Origin of the sequence: Microbispora corallina (assembly GCF_016863035.1) — a bacterium.
Taxonomy (GTDB): domain Bacteria; phylum Actinomycetota; class Actinomycetes; order Streptosporangiales; family Streptosporangiaceae; genus Microbispora; species Microbispora corallina.
Window position 1 is genome coordinate 112,295 of the sequence record NZ_BOOC01000015.1, and the last position, 23,312, is coordinate 135,606.

A 23,312-nucleotide genomic window follows, 5' to 3' on the forward strand; every position below is an offset into this window, starting at 1 on the left:
TCGCGGTGGGCCGCCAGCGTGGGGAGGACCGGGAGCCGGAGGCGCAATGGGGAGCAGGATCGTCGAGGTCGTGCTGAAGGCCCTGGTGGGCGGGGCGTTCGTGCTGGCGTTCGCCGCGCTGGCCGAGACGCTGTCGCCGAAGCGGCTCGCCGGGGTGTTCTCCGCGGCGCCCTCGGTGGCCCTGGCCAGCCTCATCGTCACCGCGGGCTTCACCGGCGTCGGGGACGTCCTCGCCTCGGCCCACGGCATGTGGATCGGCGCGGCTGGCTTCGCCCTCTACTGCGTGGCCGCCGTGCCGCTGGTGCGGCGCTGGGGCGCCTGGCGGGGAGCGCTGGCCGCCCTCACCGTCTGGGGCGCGGTGGCGGCCGCCGGGTACGGCCTCGCGCCGTCCGAGGCGCACTCGCACCGCCCGGGCGTGCGGACTCCGTCGGGATGGGAGCCGTGACCGCGTCCGGCGGGGACGACGACCGGGTCCGGCTGCGGCCCGGCGAGCTGCGGCGGCCGCCGAAGCGGGACTGGGCGATCCGCTTCGCCTTCGGCGCGGGCGTGTCGGCGCTCGCCGCCGCGGTGTCCATCGTGGCCGGTCCGCGCGCGGGCGGGCTCTTCCTCGCGTTCCCGGCGATCCTGCTGGCCAGCGTCACGCTCGTGGCGAAGGAGGAGGGCGTGCGCGAGGCCGACGACGAGATCCGGGGCGCCACCCTCGGCGCCCTCGGCCTGGTCGCGTTCGCCGTCGTCGTCGGGCTCACGGCCGGGGTGTGGCCGCTCTGGGCCTCGCTGACGGCCGCGGCCCTCGCCTGGGGGGCCGTCTCTCTGGGCCTGTACGCCGCCGCCCGGCTCGTCAGGGCAGGCCGTCCCCGGTCATGACGTGGATCTTGGGACCCGGCCCCGCCCCCGGCGGGCGCCACCCGGCGAGCACGTCGCCCGCCTGGTCGAGGCCCACGGTGGCGGCGACCAGCGGCTCGGGGTCGACGGCGCCGCGGGCGTAGTGCTCGACGGCGCCGCGCAGCCCCGCCGACCCGCTGAGGACGCCGACCGCGGTCACGTCCTTGAGCGCCAGCGTCCGGGTGTCGACGAGGCTCGGCCGCCCGGCCAGGCCGATGTAGACGACCCGCCCGCCGGGCTCGACCAGGTCGAGCGCGCGGGCCGGCACGTCCGCCGCGTTGGTGGCGTCGATGATCGCGTCGAACGGGAGATCGGGCAGGTCGTCGGCGGTCCAGACGTTCCGGTGCCCCAGCAGGCGGGGGAAGGCGAGCGCGCCGGCCGAGGGTCCGACGAGGTGGACCTCCGCCCCGGCGGACGCCGCGAAGGCGGCCGACAGCAGCCCGATCGTGCCGGGGCCCCACACGGCCACCCGGACACCGGGACCGGCCCCGGCCGCCCGTACGGCCCGCAGTGCGTTGCCGCCGGGCTCGACGAGGGCGCCCGCGGCGGCGCTCACCTCGTCCGGCAGCGGGTGGAGCGAGGCGGCGGGCACGAGCAGCCGCTCGGCCAGGGCGCCGGCCCACCCGCGGCGGATGCCCACCTCGTGCCGCTCCTCGCAGACGTGTTGGCGGCCGCGCAGGCAGCGGGGGCACGCGCCGCAGCCGAGCATGGTGTCCCCGGTGACCCGGCGCCCGAGCCAGGCGGGGTCGACGCCCTCGCCGATCTCGGCGACCGTGCCGCACCACTCGTGGCCGGGCCGCAGCGGGTAGGCGGCGTGGCCCTGGTGGAGGTAGGCCATCTCACCGGTGAAGAACTCCACGTCGGTGCCGCACAGGCCGACCCGCTCCACGGCGACCACGACCTGCCCGGGCCCGGCGGCGGGGGGGTCGACGTCCAGCACCTCGGCCCGCCGGGGGCCGGTCAGCACCAGCGCCCTCACGGGACCGCCCGCCAGCCGTCCGCGCGGACCGGGCCGAGGGGGGCCCACGGGGTGGCGGGGACGCCGCCGATCCCGGCCTCGACGGCGAACAGGCCGTCCCCGGCCGTCGTGACGACCAGGGTGGTCCCGGCGAAGGCGACGCTGGTGGTCTTCGGGGCGGGCACGCGCACCGTGCCGAGCGGCCGCCCGGTGGGGGAGATGCGCCGCACCTCGCCGGCGCCGTGCACGGCGAGCCACAGGTCGCCCCCGGCGTCCACCGCCAGGCCGTCGGGCAGCCCGCCGGTCACGGTCGTGAGCACAGTGCCGGGGCCGACGCGCCCGGTCTCCACGTCGTATGGCCGCGCCCACACGACGCCGGGGACGCTGTCGACGTGGTACATCGTCCCCCCGTCGGGCGACCAGCCCAGGCCGTTGGAGAGGGTCAGCCCGACGGCCACCACGAGGGCCGTGCCGTCGGGCTCCAGCCGGTAGAGCCGCTCCTCGCCCGTCCGGTCGTCCAGGGCCATGCTGCCCGCCAGGAACCGGCCCGCGGGATCGCACTTGCCGTCGTTGAAACGGCTGGCCGCCCCCTCCGGCAGCACCCTCGGCCCCATCGTCACCTCCGGGCCGATGACGGCGAAGCCGTACCGGGCCGCGACCGCGATCGAGCCGTCGGCGCCGGGCACGGCCGCGCCCACGGTGCCCGGGAGCGTGTGGGTGCGCTCGACGCGGAGGCCCCCGTCCCGCCACCGGCCCTCCAGCACCCGGCCCGTCGGGATGTCCACCCAGAGCAGGCGCTCCGCGAGCGGGTCCCACACGGGCCCCTCGGCCAGTTCGTACCGCTCGGTCGACAGGGATTCGGCGATCATCGGCTCTCCGCGACGATGGCGTGGACGGTGGGCAGGGCCGCCAGCAGCGTGGCCGCCGGCGTGCGGTAGGCGAGCGCGCTCACGCTGACCGCGCCGCTGGGAGTGCGCGACGAGGTGAGGTAGGCGGGCACGGCCAGGCAGGCGACGCCCTCCTCGTTCTCCTGGTCGTCGACGGCGTGGCCCTCCCGCCGGATCACGGCCAGCTCGGCGGCGATCTCGTCCGCGGTGACCAGGGTCCGGTCCGTACGGCGGGCCGGCGGGGCGCCCCCGGCGACCCACGCGCCCACGGCGGCGTCGTCGGGCAGCGCGTACGCCAGCAGCAGCTTCCCGACGGCGGTCGAGTGGGCCGGGTTGCGCCCGCCCACGGTCGAGGTGAGCCTGACCGGCCCCGAGGGCGGGTCGACCTTGGCGCGGTAGACCACCTCGCGCCCGTCGAGCACGGCGTAGTGCGCGGTCTCCCCGAACGTCGCGGCCAGCCGTTCCAGGGCGGGCCTGACCCTGACGTGGTCGGGCCGGGCCTCGTGATGGGTGAAGGCGAGCCGGAGGAACTCGTCGCCCAGCAGGTAGCGCCCGCGCCCGTCCTGCACGGCGAACCCGGCGCGGCGCAGGGCGGCCAGCGCCCGGTGGACGGTGGGCTTGGCGGAGCCGACCGCCTCCGCCATCTCCTCCAGCCCCATGCCCCGGGGGTGCTCGGCCAGCACCCGGAGCACCAGGAGGACGCGGTCGGAGCCGACCACTCGGTCTTCTCCTCGCGTCGCTTCCGGGCTAGAGTCGATCACATTCCGGATATTAGATCCCTTTTCCGGCAACTGGAAGAAGGCCATGCGCAGCTCGCAGTGGTACGGGGGTACCGACCGCAACGCCTACATCCACCGGGCCTGGATGCGCCGCGGCCTGCCGCGCGAGGCCTTCGAGGGTGGCAAGCCGCACATCGCGATCGCCAACACCGCCTCCGACCTCACCCCGTGCAACATGCACCTCGACGAGGTGGCGCAGAGCGTCAAGCAGGGCGTGTGGGAGGCGGGCGGCGTCCCGCTGAACCTGCCGTCGCTGTCGCTCGGCGAGACCAACGTCCGCCCGACCGCGATGCTGTGGCGCAACCTCGCCGCCATGGCGGCGGAGGAGATGTTCCGCGCCAACCCGATCGACGGGCTGGTCCTGCTCGGCGGCTGCGACAAGACGATCCCGGCGCTGCTGATGGCCGCGGCCTCGGTCGACCTGCCGGCCGTGGTGGTCCCTGGCGGCCCCATGCTGACCGGCCACTTCCGCGGCGTGCCGCTCGGTTGCGGCACCGACGTGTGGCGGCTCAGCGAGGAGGTGCGGGCCGGGACGCTGTCCCAGGAGGCGTTCCTGGCCTCCGAGTCCGCGATGATCCGCAGCAAGGGCCACTGCAACACGATGGGCACGGCGTCGACGATGGCCTGCATGGCCGAGGCCCTGGGCATGACCCTCCCCGGCACGGCGGGCACGCCGGCGCCGGACAGCCGGCTCCTGGAGCGGGCCCACGACTCGGGCAGGCTCGCGGTGGACCTCGTCCGCGAGGGCCGCACGCCGTCGCAGGTCATGACCCGCGGGGCGTTCCTGAACGCCGTCGTCACGCTGGCGGCCGTGGGCGGCTCGACGAACGCGGTCGTGCACCTCCTGGCCGTCGCGGGGCGCCTCGGCGTCGACCTCACGCTCGACGACTTCGACCGGACGGGCGCCGGGGTGCCGCTGCTGGTGGACCTGCAGCCCGCGGGACGGCACCTGATGGACGACCTCCACCGCGCGGGCGGCCTGCTCGCGGTGCTCAAGGAGGTCGCCGACCTGCTCGACCCCGGCGCCGTCACGGTGACGGGCAGGCCGCTCGTCGACCACCTGGGAGACGCGGAGATCTGGGACGAGACGGTCATCCGCCGCCGCGCGTCCCCCCTGCTGGACGACGCGGGCATCGCCGTCCTGCGCGGCAACCTGGCGCCCCGCGGTGCGGTCATCAAGCCCGCGGCCGCCTCGCCCGGACTGCTGCGCCACCGGGGGAGGGCCATCGTCTTCGACAGCGTCGAGGACCTGCGGGCCCGGCTCGACACGGTGGACGCCGACGAGACCAGCGTGCTGGTCCTGCGCGGCTGCGGCCCCCGCGGCTACCCGGGCATGCCCGAGGTCGGCAACCTCCCGCTGCCCGCCAAGCTGCTGGCCAAGGGAGTGCGCGACATGGTGCGCATCAGCGACGCCCGGATGAGCGGCACGGCGTACGGCACGGTCGTGCTGCACGCCGCGCCGGAGGCGGCGGTCGGCGGGCCGCTCGCGCTGCTGCGCACGGGCGACCCGGTCGTGCTCGACGTCCCCGCCCGCAGGCTCGACGTCGACGTCCCCGCCAGTGAGCTGGCCCGTCGGGAGCCCGTCACCACCGGCTTCGCCGCCCCCGCGCGCGGGTGGGAGCGCCTTTACGTCGACCACGTCCTGCAGGCCGACCAGGGCGCCGACCTCGACTTCCTGGTGGGCTCCAGCGGCCACGAGGTGTCCCGGGAGTCGCACTGACTCCTCGCCTCTGAGGGAGTCGAACGGGGCGATTGTCGCTGGCATCCGCGCTGTTCCTTTTTGCGGTCAACCGGACGGCAGGGGCGTGTCCAACGCGTTCGGTGTCCTTTTGAGCACGTAGCGTAGGTGATCAGCTGGAATCACTTGATCACCGACGTGTCGTACGGCACGTCATGGTTTACGGGGATGGACACATGCGACTCAAGCAGCTCGTCCTGGTGACGGTGGCCGCGCTCGCGCCGGCGGTCCTGGGCGGCCTGCCCGCCGGCGCGGCCGACACCACGGTGACCTTCACGGTCACCTCGGGAGCGTTGACCATCACGGCGCCGGCCGGCCCGGTGAGCCTGGGCAGCACGACGGCGGGCAACACCGTCAGCGGCCCGCTCGGCGCGGTGACCGTCACCGACGCCCGAGGAGGCACGCCCACCGCGGACTGGACCGCCCAGGTCTCGTCCACGGCCTTCGTCGGCCCGACCGACACGATCCCCGCGTCCGCCGCCACGTACACGCCCGGGTCGGGCACGCTCGTCGTCGGCAACGGCACGCTCACGCCCGGCGTGCCGGGGAACCTGTCCGCCCAGCGCGTCGCCATGACCTACACCGGCGGCACCGGCAACAGCCAGGCGACGTGGAGCCCCACGCTCACTGTCGCGGTCCCGCTGGCGGTCGGCCTGGGCACCTACACCGGGACGGTGACCCACTCCGTGGCCTGACCGGTGGCCCGGAGCCGTGTCCGGCCGCCGCGACCGGCGTCGCCGCAGGTCCCCCGCCTCGCGCGGTCCGGGGCCGGGCGCGCCGGACATGACGGCCGGACACTTTCGTGAGCGGAGGGTCGAGTTTCGGAGGTCATGTGCGATAGAAGATCAGTTGCATCTACTGATCTCTTCTCGAGGTACATGTGAAGAATCTCCTCCGGTCACTCGCGGCGGTGCTCGCCGCCGCCGTCCTCCTCCCCGCCCTCACCCTCCCGGCCCGTGCCGACACCGGCGAGAGCGACGCCCAGATCGCCGCCGAGTGGCAGACGGCCTGGGACACCTACCACTTCGCCACCACCACGCCCCCGCCCGCGCCGGGCTCGGGCCGCAGCCGGGTCACGTCCAGCATCTCCGTGGAGATCGCGTCGCCCATTGGGCACGTGTTCGCCGCCTACTCCGACATCAACCACCACATCGGCCGGGCCGCGTTCCTCACGCGGGTCGTCACGCACCAGCAGTGGGTCGACCATAACGTGCGGTACATCAACTTCACCGCGCTGGAGGACGTGCCCTACGAGGGGACCGTCGTCAACCTGAAGACCCACGCGCAGCAGCGCATCAACGACAAGGGCTACTTCTACGAGACCGACACCTGGTCGGAGCCGAACGTCGTCACGCACCAGAAGATCGTCTTCGAGTGCCTGGCCGGCGGGAGTACCCGGGTCACCGAGCGCCTCACGTTCGAGGCGGACACGTCGCTGATCGACTTCGTCGTCGCCAACGGCGTGGCCTCGCACCAGCAGACGCAGGCGGCCCTCAAGCAGGCGATCGAGAGCGGCCAGCTCTGATCCGACCGACCTGCGCCCCGGTGCGGGCCGCGCCGTGGCGCGCGCCCCGCACCGGGGTCCGGCCCGCCCCGGCCGGGACGGTGGCGGTCCCGATATTCGGTGGCCCGTCGCGGCCGCGTCGAGCAGTGTGGGCGCATGACGACCGAGGCGCCGACCCCCGAGTTCCTTCCGGGGCTCGAACTGTCCCGGATCCTGTACGAGCAGGCGGTGCGGCCGATCCTGGCCGAGGAGTACCCGAGGCTGCCGTACGCGGCCGCGAGGCTCGGCCCGGGGTCGGAGGTGCTGGGGTTCGACACGGCGCGGTCCACCGACCACGACTGGGGCCCGCGGCTGGAGGTGTTCCTCGCGCCGGAGGCGGCCGCCGAGCACGGGGCCGGCGTGTCGCGGCTGCTGGCCGAGCGCCTGCCGAAGCAGGTGCGGGGATGGCCCACGCACTTCCGCCGGCCCGATCCGGGCAGCCCCGTCGCGCACATGGAGCCGACGGAGGGCCCCGTCGACCACCGCGTCACGGTCACCGATCTCGGCGGCTGGCTGACGGCCCGGCTCGGGTTCGACCCCGTTCGCGCGGAACCGGCCACCCGTGACTGGCTGGCGACCCCGCAGCAGAACCTCGCCGAGGTCACGGCCGGGGCGGTGTTCCACGACGGGCCCGGCTCCCTCACGGCCGTACGGCGGCGGCTGGCGTGGTATCCCGACCAGGTGTGGCGGTACCTGCTGGCCTGCCAGTGGCAGCGGATCTCCCAGGAGGAGGCGTTCGCCGGGCGGTGCGCGGAGGTGGGTGACGACCTCGGGGCCGCGCTGGTCACCGGGCGGTTGGCGCGCGACCTGATGCGGCTGTGCCTGCTTCTCGGCCGGCGGTACGCGCCGTACGGCAAGTGGCTGGGCAGCGCCTTCGCGCGGTTGCCGGTGGCCGGGGCGCTGACGCCGTCACTGCGTGGAGCCGTCACGGCCGCCCGCCATCCCGAGCGCGAGCGGCACCTGTGCGACGCCTACGAGACCGTGGCCGCGCTGCAGAACCGGTCGGGACTCGCCGAGCCGGTCGACCCGGCCTGCCGGCCGTACCACGGCAGGCCGTTCCGGGTGCTGCACGCCGAGCGGTTCGCCCACGCGCTCGCCACGACACTCACCGATCCCGCTCTTCGCGGCCTGCCGCTGACCGGGAGCGTGGACCAGTGGGCCGACAGCACGGACGTCCTCGGACGGCGGGAGCCCGTCCGGGCGGCCGTGGACGCGCTGCTCCGGCGCTCCGCGCCCGTGCGGGACCCACGGTCAAGCGGAGAAGACGTGGTCGCTGACCAGGCGCGCGGCGCCGATCACCCCGGCCGTCCCGCCCAGGTCGGACAGGACGATGGGCAGGTTGCCGGTGGCGAGCGGCAGTGACCGCTGGTAGACGACGCTGCGGATCTCCGCGAGCAGCGCGTGGCCGAGCCCGGCCACCCCTCCGGAGATGACCACGAGCCCGGGGTTGAAGAAGTTCACGAGACCGGCGAGCACCGTCCCGACCTTCCTGCCGCCCTCGCGGACCATCCCCACGGCGTGGGCGTCGCCCGCGGCGGCCGCCGCGCCCACGTCCTCGGCGGTCAGCGCGCTCTTCTCGGCGAGCCGCTCCGCGAGGAACGGCGAACGGCCGGAGCGGGCGGCGGCCAGCGCGTCCCGGGCCAGGGCCGCGCCTCCGAAGTACGCCTCCAGGCAGCCGGAGTTGCCGCACGCGCAGACCGGGCCGTGGTCGTCCACCCTGATGTGGCCGATGTCGCCCGCGCTGCCGGAGACGCCGCTGTAGATCTCGCCGCGGACGATGATGCCGCACCCGATGCCCGTACCGATCTTCACGAGCAGGAAGTCCTCCGCCGACCGCGCGAGCCCGGCGTGCAGCTCCCCGAGGGCCATCATGTTCACGTCGTTGTTCACGAGCACGGGGCAGCCGAGCTCCTGGCTCATCGCCTCCCGCACGGGATAGCGGTCCCAGCCCGGCATGATCGGGGGAGCGATGGGCGTCCCGTCGCGGAGGCTCACCGGCCCCGGGACGCCGATCCCGGCTCCGTGGACCTCGGTGACCACGCCGTCGGCGCGGAGCTTGGCGACCATCTCCAGCACCTGGTCGAGCACCGCGGTCGGTCCGTCCCGCACGTCCGCGGGCCGGGACAGGTGGCCCAGCACCTCCAGCTCACCGTTCGTCACGGCGACGTCGACGGAGGTGGCGCCGATGTCCACACCGAGGAACCGCAGGTTCGCGGCGAGACGCACGATCTCCGAGCGCCGCCCGCCGCGCGAGGCCGCGAACCCGTCGGACCGCACCAGGCCCAGCGCCGCCAGCCGGTCGAGCTCGAGGGCGATCTTGGAGCGGGACAGCGCGACGACGTCCCCGAGCTCGGCGCGCGAACGCGGGCCGTCGGTGCGCAGCAGACGGAGGATGCGTGCCTGGTGCACGTTCTCCGGGCGAGCCGTCATCCGCCTCACGCCGCCCTCCATCTCGGGTTCTTCGGACAGGGGAAGATCTGCGTGGCAACTTTATACTCTCCGGGCCGTACTTCCTTCTTCGGGAGGACAAAGTTGGGCGAGGTCCGCGCCCGTGACGTCCAGGAGAGGCGCTCCGGCGGTCCGCGATTGGTAACCTCGATCGTGTGACGGGGTCCGCTCCGGCGCTCACGGGCGGGCGCGGACGCTCCGTCCGCCCCCAGCCGCCCACGACGATGACAGCCCCCGAGTCGTCAGGAACACCCAGATGACGAGAGCCGGTCGATCCCAGGAGGAGATCCGCCAGCGCAATCTCGGCGCGCTGCTGCGCCACGTGCATCTGGCGGGCGCCGTCTCCCGCTCCGAGCTGGCCGACCGGATGGGCCTCAACCGCAGCACGATCCTGGCGCTGACCGCCGAGCTCACCTCGGCGGGACTGGTGCGCGAGGAGCTTCCCCGCGACACCGGCAGGGCGGGCCGGCCGTCTCTGGTGGTCCGCCCGGAGCCGGGCCGGTTCCACGTGCTGGCCTTCGACGTGCGGGTGGACCGGCTGGTGGCCGCGCGGGTGGGGCTGGGCGGCGTGGTCCTCGACCGCAGGGAGGCCGTCCGGCAGCGGGCGGGGGCCGACCTGGAGGACGTGGTCGGCGTGCTCGCCGGCTTCGGCCACGACCTGCTGCGCCGCACGCGTCCCGGCTCGCTCTGCGTCGGGGTGGGCGCCGCCTACTGCGGGATGATCCGCCCCGCCGACGGCACGGTGCGGTACGGGCCGAACATGGGCTGGGTGGACCAGGCGTTCGGCACCGAGCTCGGCCGGCGGCTGGGGCTCGGGCTGCCGGTGCCGGTCGGCAACGAGGCCCACCTGGGCGCGCTGGCCGAGCACCAGCGCGGGGTGGGCATCGGCGTCCAGAACCTGGTCTACCTGCACGGCGACGTCGGCGTGGGCGGCGGGATCATCGTCGGCGGCAAGCTGCTGGACGGCGACGGCGGCTACGGGTGCGAGCTCGGGCACATGATGGTGAACCCATACGACGGGCGGCCCTGCGAATGCGGCTCCCGGGGATGCCTGGAGGCGGAGGTCGGCGAGCGGGCCCTGATCGACGCCGCCGGCCGCTCCGGCGACCTGTCCGGCCGGGAGGGCGTGCGGGCCGTGGTGGAGGCCGCCGAGCGCGGCGACCCGGCGGCGCGGGAGGCCCTGCACCGGATCGGCGACTGGCTGGGCATCGGGGTGGCCAACCTCATCAACCTGTTCAACCCCGGCATGGTGGTCTTCGGCGGGATGCTGCGCGAGGTGTACCCGGGCTCCGCGGCCCAGGTGCTCAGCCGAGTGGAGGCCAACGTGCTGGTGGCCTCCCGGGAGAGGGTACGGCTCCGCGTCTCGGCCCTCGGGGACGACGTGACCCTGGCCGGCGCCGCCGAGCTCGGCTTCGCCAAGCTCCTCGCCGACCCTCTCGACGTGCTCGCGGAGACGCGCGCGCGGGCCGGCACTCGACGGCGCCGCACCCTCACTCCGACGACCTCCTGAACGCTTCAGCGGGATCGTTGACCCCCCTTCCGTGATCGACGTACGGTCCTTCGGCAACCGATCGCAAGTCTGCCGAAAGATGTCGGGGGGTCCACGTGCTCAGGGGCAGTGCCGGCCGGCCGCCGGACGGCCACTGGGTCGGCACCTGGGTGTCGATGCCCCAGCTGACGGAGCCGGGCAACATGCCGCCCGCGCCGTTCGCCCAGGGCGACCTCGTCCTGGACGACAGCACGCTGCGGCAGACGGTCCGCGCGACGATCGGCGGGCGGCGGATGCGGCTGCGCTTCTCCAACGCCTTCGGAGGCGCGCCGCTGCCGATCACGAAGGCGTTCGTGGCGCTGCCGGTCGGGGGACAGGCCGGGGTGAGCGCCGTCAGGCCGGGCACCGCACGGCCCGTCACCTTCCACGGCCGGACCTCGGCCGTCGTCCGGCCGGGCGCCCAGGTGGTCTCCGACCCGATCGGCTTCGACGTCGCGCCCCGGTCCAACCTCACCGTGACCGTCTATCTCGCGCAGGGCCAGGCGTCGGCCTCCATCACCTCGCACCCCGGGTCCAGGACCACCTCGTACATGGTCGCGGGCGACCACGCGGACGCGGCGGACCTGCCCGGCGCGACCACGGCCGACCACTGGTACTTCCTCAGCGGCGTCGAGGTGTGGTCCCCCCGGACGACGGCGGCGGCCGCCCTGGTGGGCGACTCGCTGACCGACGGCAGGGGATCGACCACCAACATGAACGACCGCTGGCCGGACCGGCTGCTCGACCGCCTGCAGTCCCGGCCCGCCACGTCGGGGGTCGCGATCCTGAACCAGGCGGCCGGCGGGAACCGGGTCCTCGACGACGGGCTCGGCCCCAACGTCCTGGCCCGGCTCGACCGCGACGTGCTCGCGCAGAGCGGCGTCGAGTGGGCGATCCTCTTCGAGGGCGTCAACGACATCGGCACCGCCGATGCCACCGAGGCCGCCCAGAAGCAGGTGGCCGACGACCTGGTCGCCGCCTACGACCAGATCGTCATCAGGGCGCACACGCAGGGCGTCCGGGTGTACGGCGCGACGCTGACGCCGTTCGGCGGCAACACCGGTTACGACGACGCGCAGGGATACCGGGAGTCGGCCCGGCAGGCGGTCAACGAGTGGATCCGCACCGGCCGCCGCTTCGACGCCGTGATCGACTTCGACAGGGCGGCCCGCGACCCGGCGAACCCCCGGCGGCTGCTCCCGGCCTACGACGTCGGCGACCACCTGCACCTGAACCCGGCCGGGTACCGGGCGCTCGCCGACGCCGTCCCCGCCACGCTGTTCGAGCGGAGGCCGCTGCCCCCGGGCTTCGGCTTCGACTGACCCCCTCCCCGCTCCCGTACGCGGATGTGACGCCGCGCCGCCCGGCGGAGGGTGACGGGCGGCGCGGCGTCGGGAGCCGTACGGGACTCAGCCCTTGTCGGCCCCCAGCGTGAGGCCCGCGACGAAGTGCCGTTGCAGGGCCAGGTACACGACCAGCGTCGGGATCACGGTGATGGTGGCCCCGGCCGCGATCATGTTGTAGTCGAGCAGGAACTGCCCCTGCAGGTTGGTGATCCCCGTGGTGACCGGCAGCCGGTCGCCGTTGTGGATGAACAGCAGCGGCCAGAAGTAGTCGTTGTAGAGCCAGACGACCTCGAGCGTGGCCAGCGCGGCGAGCGCCGGGCGCGACAGGGGCAGGATGACCCGGCTGAACTGCTGCCAGACGCTCGCGCCGTCCACGAGGGCCGCCTCGGTCAGCGCGGCGGGCAGCGCCTTCATGTAGTTGGCCAGCACGAACGTGCAGAAGCCGAGCTGGAAGGCGGTCTCCACGGCGATGACGGCGTAGTAGGTGTCGAGCAGGGTGCCCGAGCTGCTGACCGAGTACGGCAGCGGGGTGTGCTTGAACATCTCGAACAGCGGCGCGGCGAGCACCTGCGGCGGCAGCATGTTGCCCGCCGTGAACAGCACCAGCAGCGTGATGTTGAAGCGCCACCTGAAGCGGCTCACCCCGAACGCCATCATCGAGGCGAGCGCGAGCGTGAGCACCACCGAGGGCACCGTGATGAGCAGGCTGTTGCCGAAGTAGGCCGACATGCGGCCCTGGGTCCACGCGGTCGCGAAGTTGCCCAGGCCGAACGGCCCGTGCAGGCTCCAGTAGCCGTACTTGTCGGTCACGGCCTTGGGGCGCAGGGCGGCGTAGAGGGTCCACAGCAGCGGGGCCAGCCACATCAGGGCCATGGCGGCGAGGAACAGGTGGGTGCCGGAGTGCCGCCGTCGCGGGCCCCTCACGGGCGCGGTCGCGGGAACGGGTGTCACGAGTCGGCCCTCCGGAACGTGCGGACCAGGTAGTAGACGATGGGCCCGAGCGAGACGACCAGCAGGATGACCGCGAGGGCCGATCCGACGCCGATCACCTGGCCCTCGCCCACCAGGTTCTGGATCACCAGGACGCTGAGGAGTTCGAGGCCGTTGGTGCCGCGGTTGATCAGGTACACGATGTCGAAGGCCCGCAGGGCCTCGATGATCGTGATGACCACGACCACGATGTTGACGGGCCGCATGGCCGGGAACACGACGCGGAGGAACGTCTGGCGGGCGCCGGCGCCGTCGAGGGCGGCGGCCTCCCGGAGGCTGGGGTCGACGCCCTTGAGGCCGGCGAGGTAGAGCACCATGACGTAGCCGGAGTGCCGCCAGGTGGTGGCGACGAGCGCGGCCCACAGGTTGACGTCGGAGTCGCCGAACCAGTCGACCGCCCCCGGCGTGCCGGCAGTGCCGAGCAGGTTGTTCACCAGGCCCTGGTCGCGGGCGTAGACCAGCTGCCAGATGATGCCGACCATGACCATCGACAGCATCACCGGCGTGAAGAACACGCTCTGGTAGAGGCGGCTGCCGCGGATCCGCTGGTCGAGCAGCACCGCGAGCAGCAGCCCGAGCGGGGTCGCCACCAGCGCGAGGAAGGCCAGCCAGATGACGTTGTGCGCCACGGCCGGCCAGAACGGCGGGTACTCCTTCAGCGCGTAGGAGTAGTTGCCCAGGCCCGCCGGCCGGATGTCGGCCAGGTCGAGGCCGTTCCACTTGGTGAACGACAGCCCGACGGACAGCAGCGTCGGGATCCACACGAGCACGGCCTGGATGAGCGTGGGAACGCCCACCATCAGGCCGAGCACGACCCGGTCCCGCCGCGACAGCCGGCGCACCCGGCGGGGCCGCGCCGGGGGCACGGAGCCGGAGACGCCGGCGGGCGCGCCGGTCGCGGGCGGCGTCATCGTCCGCTGCATGACGGGCATTCGGTCACTGGGCCGAGTAGAGGGACGCGGCCTGCGCCTCGATGGCGCGCGTGTCGACGGTGCCGTCCTTCAGGAAGCCCTGCAGGGCGGGGATCATGACGTTGCTCGCCATCGCGGGCAGGGCGTCGCGGTCGAAGAACTGGCTGATGTACTTCGCCCCGGCGATGGCGGCGGCGCCCTTGCGGTTGAGCTCGCTGAACGCCGAGGTGTCGGCGTCCTTCGCGGTCTGCAGGTTGGAGGGGTCCTTGGACGCGTACGCGTCCTGGCCGGCGCCGGTGCCGAAGAAGGCCAGCATGTCCTTGGCCGTCGCGTTCGACCCGCCCCGCTTCGACAGCACGAACCCGTCGATCGGGGCCTCGATGGCGTCGGTGCCCTCGACCGCGATGGCCGGGAACGGGAAGAAGTCGAGGTCGGCCGCGATGTCCTTGTCGGTGACGTCCTGCACGATGAACGACCCTATGAGGTACATGCCGGACTTCTTGCTCTTCAGCGTCCGCGCGCCCTCCTGCCAGGTCGCGCCGAGCGCGGCCTTGTCCTGGTACGGCAGCAGCGCCCGCCATTTGTCGAAGACGTCCTTGACCTTCTGCTGGTCCCACGACTCGCGGTGGGCGCACAGGTCGATGTGGAACTGGTAGCCGTTGGTCCGCATGTTGAGGTAGTCGAACGTGCCCATCGCCGGCCAGCCGTCCTTGTCGGCGAAGGCGATCGGGATGAGTCCGTCCTTCTTCATCCGGGCGCACAGCGCCAGCAGCTCGTCGAACGTGCCGGGGATCTCGTACCCGCGCTCCTGCCACAGGCTCTTGCGGTAGAAGAAGCCCCACGGGTAGTTGTAGTTCGGCACGAAGTACTTCTTGCCGTCCTCGCCCTCCGAGGCCTTGGTCAGGCCCTCGGAGAAGTTCCCGCCGATCTTCTCCCAGACGTCGTCGACCGGCGCGAGCAGGCCCTTGGCGGCGTAGTAGCGCATCCGGTAGCCGGCGAACCAGGTGATCACGTCCTCCGGGTTGCTCTGGAGGTAGGAGCTGATGTTGTCGACCAGCTGGGCGCGCGGCATCACGTTCATCCGGACGGCCGCGCCCGACTTCGTCTTGTACGCGTCGACCATCGCCTGGACGGCCGCGCGGGGGACGGGGTCGGACAGGCCGGAGCCGAGGGAGGTGGCGTGGGCGGCCTGGGCGGCGGGCGCGGGGCCGCCGCTGCAGGCGGCGAGCAGGGGCGCCGCGGCGGCCGCGGCGCCGATGCCGCCCATGCCCCTCAGCAGGGCGCGGCGGCTCAGCCGGGCCTCGGACGGAACCGGCGTGGACGGGTGCGGAGCCATGTGCTTCTCCAAACGGGTGACGGTGCGAAGGGGTGTCGAGGGGTGGCTGCTCGTCCGCCGCCTACTCGATCCGGCGCAGGCGGACGAGCGCGCTCGCGTGGTCGCCGGGCGGCAGGTCGAGGGGCAGACCCGAGCGGAGCAGGACGGCGCCCCGGTGGACGGCTCCGGAGTCGAGGTCACGGTAGACGCCGTCCGGGCGCACCGCGGTGAGCGGCAGCGGCGCCGGACCGTGGCCGAACGGCCGCGTCGGGCACCAGGCCAGCACCACGTGGTCGTCGTCCCGCACGTACTGGAAGGCGGTGAGCGTGCCGTCGCCGCGCAGCCGGTGCTGGGCGCCGTGCTGAATGACGGCCCTGACGCTCTTGTACGCGGCCACGAGCTCGGCGCTCTCCTTCAGCTCCTCCTCCGTCCAGGAGGTGAGGTCGCCGCCGATGCCGGGCACTCCCGCCATGGCGACGTGGAACCGGAAGCGCAACGGGGTCCGGCGGCCGGTCGCGGCGTTGGGGCTGTCGGTGACCCAGGCGCTCATCACCTGGGCGGGGTAGAGCTGGCTGAAGCCGTGCTGGATGCCGATCCGGTCGACCGGGTCGGTGTTGTCCGACGCCCACACCTGGTCGGTGCGGGCGAGGATGCCGAGGTCGGCGCGGCCCCCGCCGCCCGCGCACGCCTCGATGCGCAGACCCGGATGGTCGGCCCGGAGCCGGTCCATGATCCGGTAGACGGCCCGCGTGTGCTCGATCCACAGCCGGTCGGGATCCTCGTGGCCGGGCCACCCGGCCTCGGTGAACGGGCGGTTGGCGTCCCACTTCAGGAAGTCGATGCGGTGCTCCGCGACCAGCCGGTCCAGCCAGGCGTGGGTCCAGGCGGCGGTGTCCGGCCGGGCGAGGTTGAGCACGAGCTGGTGCCGCATCTCGGTGCGCCCGCGGTTGGCCATGTGGAGCACCCAGTCGGGATGGGCCCGGTAGAGGTCGCTGTCCGGGTTGACCATCTCCGGCTCCACCCACAGCCCGAAGCGCATGCCGAGCCGGCGCACCTCGGCCGCCAGCGGCCCGAGCCCCGCGGGGAACCGGCCCGGGTCGGGCGTCCAGTCCCCGAGCCCGGCCCGTTCGCTGCGCCGCGCGCCGAACCAGCCGTCGTCCATCACGAACAGCTCGACGCCGAGGCGCGCGGCGCGGGCCGCCAGGGCCATCTGGCCGGCCTCGTCGACGTCGAAGCCGGTCGCCTCCCAGGAGTTGTAGAGCACGGGCCGCGTCTCGTCCGGGTGGCTGAGGACGTGCCCCCGGACGTACGCGTGCCAGGCGCGGCTGGCCGCACCGAACCCGCCCGCCGTGTAGAGGCCGGCGAAGACGGGGGTCTCCAGCGTCTCCCCGGGGGCGAGCGACCAGGCGAGCCCCTCGTGGCCGAAGCCGCCCGTCCACGTCGTGCGGCCCACGGGGTCGCGATGGACGGTCACCCGCCAGCTTCCGCTCCACGCGAGCGCGGTGCTCCAGACCTCGCCGTGCTCCTCGCAGGCGGCGCCGTCGTCCACGGCCAGCCAGGGGTTGGCGTGGTGGCTGGTCAGGCCGCGCCGGCTGGTGAGCACGGTCTCGGCGACGGGGACCTCGGTGCGCCGGAGCTGGAACTCGCTGTTCCAGCCGCCGACGAGGTGGCTCATCCGGTAGCGGGCGCGGCGCGGCGCCGTCCAGGAGGCCGAGTCGCAGCGCAGCACGGTGACGGGGGACCGGTCGCGGTTCTCCACGACCGTCCACCGCTCGATCACGTCGCTGTCGGCGTACACCCGGTAGTGCAGCTCGACGTGCAGCGGGTAGTGCCGGTCGCGCAGCCGGATGCGCAGGTGCCCGCCGTCGACGTCGTGCCCCTCGTAGAGCCACTCGACGCCGCGGGTCCCGTCGGCGAAGCGCACGAGCAGGCCGGCCGGCCCGAACCGGGCGCCGGACTCCGCCGGCAGCTCGTCGGCCCCCGCCACCGCCTCGAAGCTGCTCGCCGCGGGGGATACCGGCGCGGCCACCTCCGCCGCCTGGTCGGCCGTCAGCACCGCGCCCCAGTGGACGTGCCGTACGCTGTCGTCCTCCGCGAGCCGTACGGCGTACGCCGAGCCGGGGCCGCGCAGCAGCCAGAGGCGGTGATCGGGATGGAACAGGACAGCGGGCATCGAGGTCCTCGTCTCGGCGGATGAGTGCGGCGAGCGTAGGACCGCCACGCGGGGGAAATCAATACTTGACGAAGGAAATTATTAATCCTAGATTTCGGGCATGTTTCCCGAGCCCGGCACGAGTTCGCTGACCGCGACGCCCGCGGCGACGGCGGTGTTCACGGCGGTGCTGACCGAGGGTCCGCTCAGCCGTGTCACCCTCGCGCGCCGACTCGGCCTGTCCTCCGCCGCCGTGACGAAGGCCGCGCGCCCGCTCATCGAGATGGGCTACCTGCGCGAGCTCGCCGCGACCGAGCGGACGGGCCCGGGGGCGGGCCGCCCGGCCAGCCCGCTGGCGGTCCAGGCGGACCGGGAGTTCTTCGTCGGCGTGAAGATCACGGCGGACGAGCTGATCGGCGTCGTGTGCGACCTGTGCGCGGAGGTGCGGACCGCGGCGCACCGGCCGCTGTCCGGCACCGGCGTGGGGGACGTCCTCGCCGAGATCGGGCGCCTGGTGGGCGACCTGCTCGACGGGCCCGGCGGCTACCGGGACCGCACCCACCGCCTGGGGCTCGCCGTCTCCGGCGACGTGGACCGCACGACCGGGCTCGTCCGGTACTCGCCGTTCCTCCACTGGCGGGACGTGCCGCTGCGCGAGCGCGCGGCCTCCGCCACCGGGCTCGCCGTCACGGTCGAAAACGACGTCAAGGCGCTGACCACGGCCGAGCAGTGGTTCGGCGAGGGCGTGGGGGCCGAGTCGTTCGCCCTGGTCACGGTGGGCACCGGCATCGGCTGCGGCCTCGTGGTGAACGGCCGGCTGGTGTCCGGCTCCTACGGCGTGGCCGGCGAGATCGGCCACATCGGCGTGGACGCCGACGGCCCCGAATGCCACTGCGGGGGCCGCGGCTGCGTGGAGGCCATCGCCGGGACCGAGGCGATCGTGCGGCAGGCGCGGGACCGGTCCGGCCGTCCCGACCTCACCATCGACGACGCCGTGGCCCTGGCCCGCCGCGGCGACGAGGGGATCGGCGCCGTCTTCGCCCGCGCCGGCAACGCCATCGGCATCGGCATCGCCGCCGTGGCCAACCTGGTCGGACCCGCCCGGATCGTCGTGTCCGGGGAGGGGCTCGCCGCCTACGACCTTTTCGAGCCGCACATCCGGGCGGGCTTCGAGCGGCAGGCGTTCGGCGCCGCCGTCCAGTGCCCGCTGTCCATCCGGCCGCTGCCCTTCGAGGAGTGGGCGCGCGGCGCCGCCGCGGTGAGCATCCAGACGCTCGTCGCTTCCTGACCACTCCGTCTCAACCCTGTCCCGGCCCCGCCCAGGCGCGGCCGCCACCCCCGCACAGGAGGTACGAGTTGTCATCACCCATGGGCGTCGCCGCCCCCGGATCCGGCGGGAGCCGGGTGCGCGCCGTCGCGGCGACCGCCGCGCTGGCGGCCGCGCTGGCGCTGGTCGCGGGCGCCGCCCCCGCGGGGGCCGCCGCCGGCGGGCCGAAGCCCGGTCCCAAGCCCAGCCCGTCCGCCGCCGCCCCCGGCGCCGTCACCGAGGACCCCTCGCCCGCCGACCGGGCCGCCGCGCTCAGGGCGGCCCAGACCGCCGCCGGCGACGGCCTGGCCGCCCGCCCGTACATGGGGTGGAGCAGCTGGAGCCTGGAGTCCACGAAGTACCCGGGGGTCAACCCCGGCGGCAACGGCAACTGGCTGACCGAGGCCCACGTGCTGGAGCAGGCCGACGTGGTCGCCTCCACCCTCAAGCCGTACGGCTACGAGTACGTGAACATCGACGCAGGTTGGTCGCGGGCGACCGACTGGGCGCCCGGCTTCGACGAGTACGGCCGGGAGATCGCCTCGCCCGACCGGTTCCCCCACGGCATGAAGTACGTGGCGGACCAGCTCCACGCCAAGGGCCTGAAGGCCGGCATCTACCTCGCGGTCGGCCTGGCCAAGGAGGCGTACAAGAACGGCGCGACGCCGATCTGGAACGCCCCCGGCTGCACCACGGCCGACATCGTGTACCCGGACCTGCGCACCACCAACGGCTGGGACAGCTCGTACAAGATCGACTTCTCCAGGCCCTGCGCCCAGAAGTACATCGACTCGCAGGCGCAGCTGATCGCCGACTGGGGCTACGACTTCCTCAAGCTCGACGGGGTCGGGCCCGGCTCGTTCAGGAGCGGCGACAACTACGACAACATCCCGGACGTGGCCGCCTGGCAGGCCGCCATCGCGAAGACGGGACGGCCGATCCACTTCGAGCTGTCGTGGTCCCTCGACCGGGGCCACGCGGCCGACTGGAAGAAGTACGCGAACGGCTGGCGCATCGAGACCGACGTCGAGTGCTACTGCGACACGCTGGTGACCTGGAACAACTCGGTGAAGATCCGGTGGGACGACGTCCCCGCCTGGACGCCGTGGGCCGGACCCGGCGGGTGGAACGACCTCGACTCGCTCGACGTGGGCAGCGGCCAGATGGACGGCCTGACCCAGGACGAGCGGCAGAGCTACATGACGCTGTGGGCGATCTCGGCCTCCCCGCTCTACACCGGTGACGACCTCACCAAGCTCGACGCGTACGGCCTGTCCCTCCTGACCAACAAGGAGGTCATCGCGGTCGACCAGCAGGGCCTGCCGGCCCGGCCGGTCACGGCCACCGGCCCGGCCCAGGTCTGGGGCGTGAAGAACGCCGACGGCACCTACACCGTGGCGCTGTTCAACATGGGCGCCCTCCCGGCCCAGGTGACCGCGCACTGGAGCAGCTTCGGGTTCGGCGGCCGGGCCGACGTCCGCGATCTGTGGCAGCACAAGGACCTCGGCGCGCAGGACGGCTCCGTCTCCGCGACGCTGCCCGCGCACGGCTCCCGGCTGCTTCGGGTCACGCCGCGCGGCGGCCCGCTCAAGGTCGTCTCGTACGAGGCGGAGGCCGCGGGCAACACGATGGTGGGCGGCGCCTCCGCCGCCGGGTGCTCCGGGTGCTCCGGCGGCACGAAGGTCGGCAACCTCTACAACGGCGGCGCGCTGCGCGTCAACGGCGTCACCGTCCCCAAGGCCGGCCTCTACCAGGTGAACATCCGCTACACCACCGGCGACCCGCGCTCGGCCACCGTCTCCGCCAACGGCCAGAACGCCGTCACCCTGGCCTTCCCGCCGAGCGGCGGCTGGGACGTCCCGGCCACGATCACCGTCCCGCTGCACCTGCGGGCCGGCGCGAACACCATCGAGATCGACAGCTCGACGCCGGTCTACTCGCCGGACATCGACAGGGTGGACATCCCGCTCGACCGCTAGGGCGGCGCCCACGGGAGGTCCGGACGCCGTCCGGGCCTCCCCCGAACGAAGGAGACCACGTTGAGCGAGGAGCGGGAGTCCGGCGACCTCGTCCTGTCCTGGCCGCGGCCGGCGTCGAGCTGGTACGAGGCCGCGCCCGTCGGCAACGGCCGGCTCGGCGCGATGGTGTTCGGCGGCGTGCGCCGGGCCCGGCTCCAGGTCAACGACTCCACGGTCTGGTCGGGGGAGCCGGGGGGGCCGGCCCGGGCGCTGGAGGAGGTCCTCGCCGCCGGCGCGGGCCCCGGCCGGCTCGCCGAGGTCCGGCGGGCGGTGCGCGAGGAGGACCACCGGCGGGCGGAGGCCCTGCTGATGGCGTTCGAGGGCCGGTACAGCCAGGAGTACCTGCCCTTCGCCGACCTGTGGGCGAGCATGGACGGCGACGACGCCGGATACCTCGGCCGCGCCCTGAACCTGGACGACGGGGTGGTCACCGAGACCTTCGAGGCGGGCGGGCGGACCGTGCGGCGGCTGACCTGGGCGAGCCGCCGGGCGGAGGCCGTCTGCGTCGCGATCTCCGTCGAGGGCGGGACCGCGGACCTGCGCCTGGAGCTGACCTCCCCGCTCCGGACCGTCCACCACGTCGCCGGCCCGGACGGGTTCACGCTGGGCGTCGAGGTCCCCACCGACGGCGCCCCGGCGCACGAGCCGGACGTCCCCGAGCCCCTGCGGTACGGCGGGCCCGTCCCCGACGGGTACGACCCGTTCGCCGCGGCGGCCGTCCGGGTGGACACGGACGGCCGCGTCTCGGTCTCCGGCGGCGTCTGGTCGGCCCAGGGCATGTCCCGGGCGTTGATCGTCCTCACGAGCTCCAGCGCCGCGGGCGACGCCTGGGCGGGCGCGTCCGGGGCGGGCCGGGAGGAGCACCTGCTGCGGGCCGGGCGCCGCGCCGCGGAGGCCCTCGCCGGCGGCGCCCGGGACCTGCTGGGCGCGCACCGGGAGGACCTGCGCGCCCTCCTCGGCCGTACCCGCCTCGTCGTCGGCCGGCGCGGGGCGGGCACCTTCGACGTCGCGCGTGACGTGCTCGGCGGCGCGGACGAGGGCCTGCGCGCCACGGTCATGGTGCGGCTCGGCCGGTACCTGCTCGCGTCGGCCTCCCGGCGGGGCGCCGGGCCGCCGGCGAACCTGCAGGGCATGTGGAACGCCGAGCCGCGGCCCGCCTGGTCGTCCAACTACACCGTCAACATCAACACCCAGATGAACTACTGGGGAGCCGAGACCGGCGGCCTGCCCGAGTGCCACGAGCCGCTGTTCGACCTCGTCGAGCGGCTGTCGCACACCGGCGCGGAGGTCGCCCGGCGGCTGTACGGCGCGGGCGGCTGGGTGGCGCACCACAACACGGACATGTGGGGATGGGCCCTGCCCGTCGGCATGGGCCACGGGAACCCGTCGTGGGCGATCTGGATGATGGGCGGCGTCTGGCTGGCCCAGCATCTGTGGGACCACTACGAGTTCGGCCAGGACGCGGGCTTCCTCCGCGACCGCGCCTGGCCGGTGCTGCGGGGCTGCGCCGAGTTCTGCCTCGACTGGCTCACCGAGGGCCCGGACGGCCGGCTCGACACGATCCCGTCCACCTCGCCGGAGAACCTCTTCCTCTCGAGCCGGGGGACCCCCGAGTCGCTCTCGTACTCCACCGCCATGGACATGGCGATGATCCGCACGCTGTTCGCGCGCTGCCTCCGGGCGGCCCGGACGCTCGGCCTCGACGACCCCGTCGTCCCGCGCGTCGAGGCGGCGCTGCCCCTGCTGCGCGATCCCGGGATCGGGCCGGACGGCCGGCTGAGGGAGTGGGCGGAGGACCACCCGGAGCACGACCCGCACCACCGGCACCTGTCCCACCTGGTGGGCCTCTACCCCTTCGACGAGATCGACCCCGGCCGGACGCCGGACCTGGCCGCCGCCGCGGCGAGATCACTGGACGCCCGCGGGCCCGGGGCCATGGGATGGTCGTGGGCGTGGAAGATCGCGCTCCGGGCGCGGCTCGGCGACGCCGGCGCCGCACGGAGCCTCTTCCTGGAGGCCACCCGCCCGTACGACGGCGACGCCGGCGTGCACGGGCCCGTCGACGGCTCCGAGTGGGGCGGCCTACTGCCGAACCTGTTCAGCACCCACCCGCCGTTCCAGATCGACGGCAACTACGGGCTCATGGCGGCGGTGCTGGAGATGGTGGTCCAGAGCCACGGCGGGGTCGTCCGCGTCCTGCCGGCCGTGCCGGAGGAGTGGCCCGACGGGGAGGCCAGGGGCGTGCGCTGCCGGGGCGGGTGGAGCGTCGACCTCGCCTGGCGCCGCGGCGCGCTCACCTCGCTGACCGTCCGCAACGACGTCCCGGGCGGGCCGCGCACGCTGCGCGTCCGCCACGGGGACGCGACGGCGGAGGTGACCCTGGCCGGAGGCGAGGAGGCCGGCCTCGTGCCGTCGCCGGCCGGCCACGCGACCACGGCCGGCCACGCGACCACGGCCGGCCACGCGACCACGGCCGGCCACGCGACCACGGCCGGCCACGCGACCACGGCC

19 protein-coding genes are annotated in these 23,312 nt (G+C 74.1%); 11 read left to right on the forward strand and 8 right to left on the reverse strand.

Features of this window, described 5'->3' with window-relative positions:
* The first annotated feature begins 46 nt into the window (after window positions 1–46).
* Window positions 47–445 (forward strand): hypothetical protein, encoded by a 399-nt coding sequence (locus Mco01_RS18750; protein WP_204058175.1) that lies wholly within the window; start codon window positions 47–49, stop codon window positions 443–445.
* Window positions 442–864 (forward strand): DUF3147 family protein, encoded by a 423-nt coding sequence (locus Mco01_RS18755; RefSeq protein WP_204058176.1) that lies wholly within the window; start codon window positions 442–444, stop codon window positions 862–864. Before Mco01_RS18750 ends, Mco01_RS18755 begins: the two co-directional genes overlap by 4 nt.
* Here the strand turns inward: Mco01_RS18755 and Mco01_RS18760 are convergent.
* Genes Mco01_RS18760 through Mco01_RS18770 form a run of 3 tightly spaced genes read right to left on the reverse strand, consistent with a single transcriptional unit; the run spans window position 839 to window position 3,446 of the window.
* Entirely contained in the window at window positions 839–1,861 is a 1,023-nt protein-coding gene (locus Mco01_RS18760) for a zinc-dependent alcohol dehydrogenase (RefSeq protein WP_204058177.1), read from the reverse strand. The genes Mco01_RS18755 and Mco01_RS18760 overlap by 26 nt on opposite strands.
* Complete coding sequence (locus Mco01_RS18765; RefSeq protein ID WP_204058178.1) at window positions 1,858–2,709, reverse strand: SMP-30/gluconolactonase/LRE family protein; 852 nt, start codon at window positions 2,707–2,709, stop codon at window positions 1,858–1,860. Before Mco01_RS18765 ends, Mco01_RS18760 begins: the two co-directional genes overlap by 4 nt.
* Window positions 2,706–3,446: an IclR family transcriptional regulator gene (locus Mco01_RS18770; protein ID WP_239103730.1), complete on the reverse strand. Its 741-nt coding sequence runs from the start codon at window positions 3,444–3,446 to the stop codon at window positions 2,706–2,708. The genes Mco01_RS18765 and Mco01_RS18770 overlap by 4 nt, the downstream gene beginning before the upstream one ends.
* An 85-nt stretch (window positions 3,447–3,531) precedes the next feature.
* Between Mco01_RS18770 and Mco01_RS18775 the strand changes: the two genes are divergently transcribed.
* The 4 genes from Mco01_RS18775 to Mco01_RS18790 all read left to right on the forward strand — a co-directional run bounded on the left by Mco01_RS18775 (window position 3,532) and on the right by Mco01_RS18790 (window position 8,149).
* Complete coding sequence (locus Mco01_RS18775; RefSeq protein WP_204058180.1) at window positions 3,532–5,226, forward strand: IlvD/Edd family dehydratase; 1,695 nt, start codon at window positions 3,532–3,534, stop codon at window positions 5,224–5,226.
* 194 nt (window positions 5,227–5,420) lie between these two features.
* Entirely contained in the window at window positions 5,421–5,939 is a 519-nt protein-coding gene (locus Mco01_RS18780; RefSeq protein ID WP_204058181.1) for a hypothetical protein, read from the forward strand.
* Between the two features lie 185 nt (window positions 5,940–6,124).
* Window positions 6,125–6,769, forward strand: a complete 645-nt coding sequence (locus Mco01_RS18785) for a hypothetical protein (protein WP_204058182.1) — start codon at window positions 6,125–6,127, stop codon at window positions 6,767–6,769.
* Window positions 6,770–6,904: 135 nt separating this feature from the next.
* A complete protein-coding gene (locus Mco01_RS18790) occupies window positions 6,905–8,149 on the forward strand; it encodes a DUF4037 domain-containing protein (protein WP_204058183.1) in 1,245 nt (414 codons plus the stop codon).
* Here the strand turns inward: Mco01_RS18790 and Mco01_RS18795 are convergent.
* The gene (locus tag Mco01_RS18795; protein ID WP_239103734.1) at window positions 8,039–9,217 is read right to left on the reverse strand and encodes an ROK family transcriptional regulator; all 1,179 of its coding nucleotides are present in this window, start codon (window positions 9,215–9,217) and stop codon (window positions 8,039–8,041) included. The genes Mco01_RS18790 and Mco01_RS18795 overlap by 111 nt on opposite strands.
* A gap of 274 nt (window positions 9,218–9,491) precedes the next feature.
* Between Mco01_RS18795 and Mco01_RS18800 the strand changes: the two genes are divergently transcribed.
* Both Mco01_RS18800 and Mco01_RS18805 read left to right on the forward strand, forming a co-directional pair.
* Complete coding sequence (locus Mco01_RS18800; RefSeq protein ID WP_204058185.1) at window positions 9,492–10,745, forward strand: ROK family transcriptional regulator; 1,254 nt, start codon at window positions 9,492–9,494, stop codon at window positions 10,743–10,745.
* Between the two features lie 95 nt (window positions 10,746–10,840).
* Window positions 10,841–12,085: an SGNH/GDSL hydrolase family protein gene (locus Mco01_RS18805; RefSeq protein ID WP_204058186.1), complete on the forward strand. Its 1,245-nt coding sequence runs from the start codon at window positions 10,841–10,843 to the stop codon at window positions 12,083–12,085.
* Between the two features lie 87 nt (window positions 12,086–12,172).
* Here the strand turns inward: Mco01_RS18805 and Mco01_RS18810 are convergent, their stop codons facing one another.
* From Mco01_RS18810 to Mco01_RS18825, 4 genes are all read right to left on the reverse strand, one after another.
* Complete coding sequence (locus Mco01_RS18810; protein ID WP_239103731.1) at window positions 12,173–13,060, reverse strand: carbohydrate ABC transporter permease; 888 nt, start codon at window positions 13,058–13,060, stop codon at window positions 12,173–12,175.
* A complete protein-coding gene (locus tag Mco01_RS18815; protein WP_239103732.1) occupies window positions 13,057–14,022 on the reverse strand; it encodes a carbohydrate ABC transporter permease in 966 nt (321 codons plus the stop codon). The genes Mco01_RS18810 and Mco01_RS18815 overlap by 4 nt, the downstream gene beginning before the upstream one ends.
* A gap of 13 nt (window positions 14,023–14,035) precedes the next feature.
* Window positions 14,036–15,346 (reverse strand): ABC transporter substrate-binding protein, encoded by a 1,311-nt coding sequence (locus tag Mco01_RS18820; RefSeq protein WP_204058188.1) that lies wholly within the window; start codon window positions 15,344–15,346, stop codon window positions 14,036–14,038.
* Window positions 15,347–15,407: 61 nt separating this feature from the next.
* Window positions 15,408–17,498 (reverse strand): alpha-galactosidase, encoded by a 2,091-nt coding sequence (locus Mco01_RS18825; RefSeq protein WP_204058189.1) that lies wholly within the window; start codon window positions 17,496–17,498, stop codon window positions 15,408–15,410.
* A 100-nt stretch (window positions 17,499–17,598) separates the two neighbouring features.
* Here Mco01_RS18825 and Mco01_RS18830 point away from each other — a divergent pair, with 100 nt between their 5' ends.
* The 3 genes from Mco01_RS18830 to Mco01_RS18840 all read left to right on the forward strand — a co-directional run.
* Window positions 17,599–18,765 (forward strand): ROK family transcriptional regulator, encoded by a 1,167-nt coding sequence (locus Mco01_RS18830; RefSeq protein WP_204058190.1) that lies wholly within the window; start codon window positions 17,599–17,601, stop codon window positions 18,763–18,765.
* A 68-nt stretch (window positions 18,766–18,833) separates the two neighbouring features.
* Window positions 18,834–20,762 (forward strand): alpha-galactosidase D, encoded by a 1,929-nt coding sequence (locus tag Mco01_RS18835; protein ID WP_204058191.1) that lies wholly within the window; start codon window positions 18,834–18,836, stop codon window positions 20,760–20,762.
* Window positions 20,763–20,822: 60 nt separating this feature from the next.
* The coding region (locus Mco01_RS18840) for a glycosyl hydrolase family 95 catalytic domain-containing protein (protein WP_204058192.1) at window positions 20,823–23,312 on the forward strand (2,490 nt) is incomplete at its 3' end.